This window comes from Pseudomonas sp. AC172 (assembly GCF_979258595.1).
Genome location: NZ_OZ409868.1, coordinates 2,537,694 through 2,540,871 on the forward strand (window position 1 = coordinate 2,537,694; position 3,178 = coordinate 2,540,871).

Annotated in this window: 2 protein-coding genes; both read right to left on the bottom strand. The window is 60.4% G+C overall.

Annotated elements, in window-relative coordinates:
* Positions 1-2 precede the first annotated feature (2 nt).
* The gene (locus ACZ0A4_RS11400; RefSeq protein ID WP_463574748.1) at positions 3-1,961 is read right to left on the bottom strand and encodes a MacB family efflux pump subunit; all 1,959 of its coding nucleotides are present in this window, start codon (positions 1,959-1,961) and stop codon (positions 3-5) included.
* Between the two features lie 2 nt (positions 1,962-1,963).
* Complete coding sequence (gene macA / locus ACZ0A4_RS11405; protein ID WP_463574749.1) at positions 1,964-3,112, bottom strand: macrolide transporter subunit MacA; 1,149 nt, start codon at positions 3,110-3,112, stop codon at positions 1,964-1,966.
* Between the last annotated feature and the right edge of the window lie 66 nt (positions 3,113-3,178).

Here is a 3,178-nt window from a genome sequence, read left to right on the forward strand (position 1 = left end):
CCTTAATCCCGCGCCAACGCCTCAATCGGATCAAGCCGCGAAGCATTCCGCGCCGGCACAAAGCCAAACACAACGCCAATCAAGGTCGAGCACACTACCGCCGTCAGCACTGACGCCAGCGAGAACACCATCTCCCATTCCTTGATAAACACCGAAAACAGATGCCCGATGGCATACGACAGAGATATCCCGATCGCTCCGCCCAACAAGCAAACCATCACCGCCTCCACCAGAAACTGCTGACGAATGTCCGACTGCCGCGCACCTACCGCCATGCGAATGCCGATCTCGCGGGTCCGCTCGGTCACCGACACCAGCATGATGTTCATCACCCCGATACCGCCGACGACCAGGGAAATCACCGCAATCAGCGACAGCAGCAACGCCAGTGAGCGGCTGGTTTTCTGCACGGTCTGCAAGACGCTGTCGAGGTTGTTGGTGAAGAAATCCTTGGTGCCGTGGCGTTGCAGCAACAGTTGGGTAACGTGCTCTTCCACCACTTTGCTCGGCTGGCCGTCCTTCATGCGCACGCTGATGCTGTCCAGATAACGCTGGCCCAACACCCGCCCGGCGGCGGTTTCGTAGGGCACCCAAACGTTGAGGGTCTTGCCCGAGGCAAACAGGCTTTTATCCTGCGCGGCCACGCCGATCACCGTGCACGGCAGGTTGCCGATCAGGATCACCTGGCCCAACGGATCGACATCCTGGCCGAACAGGCGCTGCCGGGTGTTGTGATCGATGACCACCACCTGCGCCTGGCGCCGCGCATCGCTTTCGCTGAAGGGGATACCGGCGGCCATCTTGATTCCGCGCACTTTGAAGTACTGATCGCTGACGCCGTTGACCTGCGCATCCAGGTCGATATTGCGATAGCGCAGCAACAGGCTGCGGCCGATCATCGGCGTGGCGCTGTCGACGTAGTACAGCTGATTCAAAGCGGTGACATCGGCCGGTGTCAGGGTTTCGATGGCCGCTGCACGTTTGTCGCCGTAACTGCTGCCGGGATAGACATCGATGGTGTTGCTGCCAATCGCGGCGATGTCCTTGAGCACGTAGTTCTTCGCGCCCTCGCCGACCGCTGAAATTGACACCACCGAGGTGATGCCAATGACGATGCCAAGCATGGTCAGCAAGGTGCGCATGCGATGGGAAATCAACGCCACCCAAGCCATGGCGAACGCCTCTTTGAACAAACCGAGACTGGCAACAAGACGTCGAGAGGCGGTGGCTTTCGGCGTTACCGGTTCGTCGCTGAGCATCTGCGTAGTGTCGCGTTCGTTGGCACGGTCGCTGAGGATTTCGCCGTCGCTGACTTCGATGATGCGCTCGGCATTGGCGGCGACTTTCGGGTCGTGGGTCACCAGAATCACCGTGTGCCCCGCCGCGTGCAGCTCCAGCAGGATGCGCATCACCTCCTTGCCGCTGGCGGTGTCGAGGGCGCCGGTGGGTTCGTCGGCGAGGATCACTTCACCGCCGTTCATCAACGCCCGGGCGATACTCACCCGTTGCTGCTGACCGCCGGAAAGCTGGCTCGGCCGATGCGTCAAATGCCCTTCCAGGCCCAGGCGTGCCAATAACTCGCGGGCGCGGGCATGGCGCTGAAGCTGCGGTATGCCGGCGTAAATAGCCGGCATCTCGACGTTGTGCATCGCGCTCAAATGCGGCAGCAAGTGGTAACGCTGAAAGATGAAACCAAAGTAGTCGCGGCGCAGCTCGGCCAAGGCCTGATTGTCCAGATCGCGGGTTTCCTGGCCGCTGATCCTGTAGCTGCCGGCGGTGGCGTAATCGAGGCAACCGAGGATGTTCATCAGCGTCGATTTACCGGAGCCGGAAGCGCCGATGATCGCGACCATTTCCCCGGCATGGATCGTCAGGTTGATGTTCTTCAACGCAAGAAATTCGCGGTCGCCCGCGGTGAAACTGCGGGTGATGCCGGTGAGCTGTAACAGTGGCTCGGTCATGCTCAGGCCCCCGCCACATTGGTCAGCGGATCACCGATGACCACGCGATCACCTTCAGCCAGACCATCATTGATCTGCACTTTGACGTTGTTGTTGATCCCGGTCTGCACATTGCGCGACTGCGCGTGGCCCTTGGCGTCGAGCACCCGTACCGGAAAACTGCCATCGGCATTGCGCGGGCCGAGCGCTGCGACCGGCACGGTCAGCACAGCCTTGGCGGTGTCGAGGATAATGCGCACCTGCGCGGTCATCGATATGCGCAAACGATGGTCGGGGTTCGGCACCTCGAACAAGGCGTTGTAGAACACCGCGCTGCTTTGCTTCGGTGTACCGGCGGGCGGCGTTTCAAGAAAGTTCTGTGGCGCCGGATCCGTGCCGCGCAATTTCGCGTAGTAGCGTTTGTCCTCGCCAAGAATGGTGAAGTACACCTCCTGACCCGGGGCGATGTGAATCACATCGGCCTCGGACACCTGCGCTTTCACCGTCATGGTGTCCAGATCCGCCAGTTTCAGCAGGACCGGCGCCAGTTGGCTGGCGATCACCGTTTGCCCTTCCTGGGTCACCACGCCGACCACGTCGCCATCGATTGGCGCGACAATCCGCGTGTACGCCAGATTGACCTTGGCCGTGTCGATCTGGATGTGCGCGCTTTTGATCTGCGCGTCCAGCGACATCAGATTGGCCTGCTGAACCTGATAGTTCGACTCGGCGTTTTCGAAATCCTGGCGCGAGATCGACGCGTCGTCCTGCAAGTTCTTGTAGCGCTCGTAAATTGCCTTGGTCTGCCTGAGCTGGGCTTGCGTGGCGCGCTTTTGCGCTTGCAGGTTCTCCTCATCGACCTGGGCCTGACGCAGGGTGTTCTGCAACACCAGCGGATCGATTTCCGCCAGCCACTGCCCTTTCTTCACCTTGTCGCCGACCTTGACCTTGAGCGACTTCAATTGCCCGGACACTTGCGCGCCGACGTCCACTTGCTTGATGCCTTCGAGCAACCCGGTGGCGAGCACCGCGTTTTCGATGTCACTGCGTTCAACCGGCGCGGTCAGGTATTGCGGCGCCTCGGCCGGTGCCTGCACCGCGTAGAACGCCAATCCTGTTACTGCCACTAACGCTAAACCCATACCGACTTTGCGCAACTTCGACTTTTCCATAAATAACCACAAGTCCGTTCAGGGGTGAACCCGGCCAACGGCCGGGCTCTGGTAGATAAACAACAA

Coding starts and splice junctions, on each gene's coding strand:
- ACZ0A4_RS11400 (WP_463574748.1), bottom strand. CDS start 1,961: ATGACCGAGCCACTGTTACAGCTCACCGGCATCACCCGCAGTTTCACC.
- macA (WP_463574749.1), bottom strand. CDS start 3,112: ATGGAAAAGTCGAAGTTGCGCAAAGTCGGTATGGGTTTAGCGTTAGTG.